Annotated in this window: 6 protein-coding genes; 1 reads left to right on the top strand and 5 read right to left on the bottom strand. The window is 57.1% G+C overall.

Going from position 1 to position 3,040, the window contains the following annotated elements:
- Positions 1 to 7 precede the first annotated feature (7 nt).
- Genes B2V90_RS08750 through B2V90_RS08735 form a run of 4 tightly spaced genes read right to left on the bottom strand, consistent with a single transcriptional unit; the run spans position 8 to position 1,783 of the window.
- Complete coding sequence (locus B2V90_RS08750) at positions 8 to 433, bottom strand: hypothetical protein (protein ID WP_293920887.1); 426 nt, start codon at positions 431 to 433, stop codon at positions 8 to 10.
- Positions 433 to 834 carry a hypothetical protein gene (locus B2V90_RS08745; RefSeq protein ID WP_293920885.1) on the bottom strand — a complete coding sequence of 134 codons (402 nt, stop codon included), beginning with the start codon at positions 832 to 834 and terminating at the stop codon, positions 433 to 435. Before B2V90_RS08745 ends, B2V90_RS08750 begins: the two co-directional genes overlap by 1 nt.
- Positions 834 to 1,184: a hypothetical protein gene (locus B2V90_RS08740; RefSeq protein WP_293920884.1), complete on the bottom strand. Its 351-nt coding sequence runs from the start codon at positions 1,182 to 1,184 to the stop codon at positions 834 to 836. Before B2V90_RS08740 ends, B2V90_RS08745 begins: the two co-directional genes overlap by 1 nt.
- A complete protein-coding gene (locus tag B2V90_RS08735) occupies positions 1,184 to 1,783 on the bottom strand; it encodes a DnaT-like ssDNA-binding protein (RefSeq protein WP_293920883.1) in 600 nt (199 codons plus the stop codon). Before B2V90_RS08735 ends, B2V90_RS08740 begins: the two co-directional genes overlap by 1 nt.
- A 182-nt stretch (positions 1,784 to 1,965) precedes the next feature.
- On the opposite strand from B2V90_RS08735, the gene B2V90_RS08730 reads away from it, so the two are divergent.
- A complete protein-coding gene (locus tag B2V90_RS08730; protein ID WP_293920882.1) occupies positions 1,966 to 2,343 on the top strand; it encodes a hypothetical protein in 378 nt (125 codons plus the stop codon).
- 64 nt (positions 2,344 to 2,407) lie between these two features.
- On the opposite strand, the gene B2V90_RS08725 is transcribed toward B2V90_RS08730, so the two are convergent.
- The coding region (locus B2V90_RS08725) for a phage major capsid protein (protein WP_293920881.1) at positions 2,408 to 3,040 on the bottom strand (633 nt) is incomplete at its 5' end.

Here is a 3,040-nt window from a genome sequence, read left to right as displayed (position 1 = left end):
CGCCTATTTATGCGGAGGTATGGGGCCAGGACTCGATGCGACTGCTTCGGTAGAAGACCTTCACAGCAATCATGTAATGGGTCGTGCTGGACACGACATCGGTGGTAATCGCCCCGCAGCGGAGCGCGCCATCAGGATTGGTCCAATGCGCGAAGACAGCCGCGACCTTATCGACCAGCGTCCAAGCGTTCGCATCGGCTTCGCCGATGGGAATAGCGACATGCACCCACACGCGGCCTTCACGGATCACCCTATGACGGTCGTTGCCAAGATTGCTTTTCGTCTCGGTGCCGGGGCGGACAGCGAAGCGAACGAACTTCGGCAGTGGGGCGGTTCTGGCTTTTGCATTGTCATGGATCAAGGGTGCGGACTTGTCAGTCCATAGCGCGATCATGCGCTTACGGAGAATGTCGATGTCGGTGGAGTGGCCCATCAGCGCACCCCCGCCTTGGCGGCGTCAATGCTGCGCTCTACCCAGCCTGACGGCTTGGTCACAGCATTGCCCGCGTTCAGACCATCGACGTGAGGCTGGTTATTGACGATGTTGATCGTGCCGCCCAGCTTAGCGGTCGCAATCTGAGATTGACCGCGAGCAAGTGCGTGGGCGCCCGCAGGATCAGCACTATCAATCGTGCCCTGTGGCACCGTGTTAATGCCCACCTGCCAATCGCCGACTGTGACGCTCGTATCCTCTGGTGTGCCCTCTACGACACCTTGCAGGACGGCACTGGCTAGATTGCGATTCACCTTCTCGACGTGAGCGAGCGCCTTGCGTTTCGCGTCCGCGAGGCTCTTGGCAACCTCGCCCAGATTTGAGACCCCGGAGCGCGCCATTATTTCAGCACCGCTTCATATCGGATGACGGTCACACCATTGGGCGCAACAGCCTTCACGGTATCGATGGTATGCGTGGTCTGGCCGACAATCAGCACATCGTCTGGGAATGGCTGATGCTTATTGTCGAGCATGGCGACGGTGCGGACGCCTAGCAGCGCCCCGGCGTTCCAGAACTCCTTGTCCCTTACGACGCCGCGAACGCGAAGGTCGCGGGTAGTGACAGGGACAATCTCTCCGTTGGCATTATAGCCGCCGCCGCTGGTGCGACGAAGAATGAAGCTGCCCCCCAATGGGCCTGCATAGAGCGTCGTTACCGCGCTCGCGAAATTCTCATAGACGGTCGCCATTATCGCGCACCGCCAGGACGAACGATCGACACGCCCCTGAACGAACCCCAGCGCGCTAGGCGCATGAACACGGCATCCGTAGCAGCGACGGCATTGGCGGGCTTGATCGTGCCCACGCCGTCCAGCTTCAGTTCTGAGGCATTGAACGCATTGTCCTGCCAGAGCGTGATATTGCGGACCTTGAATGCAGCAAGGATTGCCTGCGCTTCCAGAATGTCATTGGGCACCACATCATTGGGCAGGAGCGTCGGCGCATTCGAAATACCGGGGCTATCGAAATGCAGGAAGCGGACATATTCCTCATAGCCGGGATCTAGGTGTGGGAAATTGCGCGCATACCAATCCGATCCGGGCGTCTTGCCTTCTATGACGACGCCTTTGCGCGGCCATGCCAATGTCTGGAGCGGCTCGACTGGCTGGCCCTTGAATGACCACATGCGCGAAATCTCTTTCGCGGCTTCGATCAGGTAGGGTTCGTCACCATTGCTGAGTTCCGGGCTGACGCCCAGCAGCGGGTGGACGAAATCGGTCAGGAATTGGTTCGCCTGAACGATGGTCTGCCAGCTATTCGCCGCTGATCCTGTTGTTTCCAATCCCATCCTGCGACCTCTATTTTTGAGTGTTCGTAGCTATTTATTGAGATGACGAGATGGATGGATTTGCCATAGGATCGCCGAAACACCCGGCGAGAGTCGCGCCAATTTCTCGATAGAAATAATGACCTGCGGCGTTTGCCAAGTGGGTTTTACGCATCGTGATCATTTAAAGGAGTGCAGAATTTATGAGTTCGTATTTCGTCGTGAGAAATCGCGAACAGGGCGATGAATGGAGTGAGGGTAACGAGTGGGTCGATGTGGGGCAGGGAACGAGGTATGTCAGCAAGCGTGAAGCTGATGATACCGCTGATCTAGTCGATGGCGTAACTGTTGCGATGCAAGAAGAAGAAGAAGAGAGCAATAGTGAAGTTGATAATGGTATCCGCTATAAGGCTGTTCGTCAGATCATTGAATACTATGACGAGGATGAAGGGTGGGTAAAGGAGGGCGGAACGCTCTACGGTTCTGAAGAGGAGGCTATCCGTGAAGCCAAGCCTTCCGCAGATGAAGAGTTTGTATATGCACAAGAAGTTGCGCTGTATGATGACGATGAAGAAGACTGACCGATAGGTATGATGGTGCCGTACCATGCCGTAATGTCCGGCATGGTACGGCATCGATCAATCCTTACGCGGCGGTCAGGACCAGAGCGCGGATCGCCTTATAATCGACAATCGCTGCGCCAGTGCGGCGACGGGCGCTATACTTCACGAACTGTGGTTCGGTGATTGGGTCCACGACCCATTTCATCGTGCCATAATCCGCGATGGTGTATGCCTTCTTGAAGTCCGCGAGGATCGCAGCAGGCTTGGCCGTGCTGATCGCCGTAGCAACGTCTGGCATCATGTCGTCCACGACATAGCGGACGCCGTAGATGGTGCCGCCGGGCAGACCGGAGATCGACGCATCAGCAGGTGCCCAGACTGGACGACCGTTCTTGTCCTTCTCCTGCATGACCTTGAGTTCAAAGTCGGACGAGATGACGAGAACAGCACCAGCGAGGTAGTTGCTGTGAAGGGTCGAACGCAGGACCAGCACGGCATCGCTGAGCGCGCCAGTGCCATCTTCGTTGACGGCTGGAGCCTCGACCTTCGCCAGAACGCCGAAGCTGTCAGTGAACTTGTTGACGGTGCCGGTCGAAAGGGTCTGGGCCAGAAGGCCCATGCGGGTGGAGGTCACGCCAGCAACGTCTTCCACGCTGTTCTGGGTCGTGCCGTGGAGGAACTGGTCGCTCTCATTTTCGGAGATGTTCAGGACCAT

The organism is Sphingobium sp. UBA5915 (genome assembly GCF_002431195.1).
GTDB lineage: Bacteria > Pseudomonadota > Alphaproteobacteria > Sphingomonadales > Sphingomonadaceae > Sphingobium > Sphingobium soli.
The sequence above is the reverse complement of the archived record's forward strand: the minus strand, read 5'-3'. Positions and strand labels throughout refer to the sequence as shown.

Coding starts and splice junctions, on each gene's coding strand:
- B2V90_RS08745 (WP_293920885.1), bottom strand. CDS start 834: ATGGCGCGCTCCGGGGTCTCAAATCTGGGCGAGGTTGCCAAGAGCCTC.
- B2V90_RS08750 (WP_293920887.1), bottom strand. CDS start 433: ATGGGCCACTCCACCGACATCGACATTCTCCGTAAGCGCATGATCGCG.
- B2V90_RS08740 (WP_293920884.1), bottom strand. CDS start 1,184: ATGGCGACCGTCTATGAGAATTTCGCGAGCGCGGTAACGACGCTCTAT.
- B2V90_RS08730 (WP_293920882.1), top strand. CDS start 1,966: ATGAGTTCGTATTTCGTCGTGAGAAATCGCGAACAGGGCGATGAATGG.
- B2V90_RS08735 (WP_293920883.1), bottom strand. CDS start 1,783: ATGGGATTGGAAACAACAGGATCAGCGGCGAATAGCTGGCAGACCATC.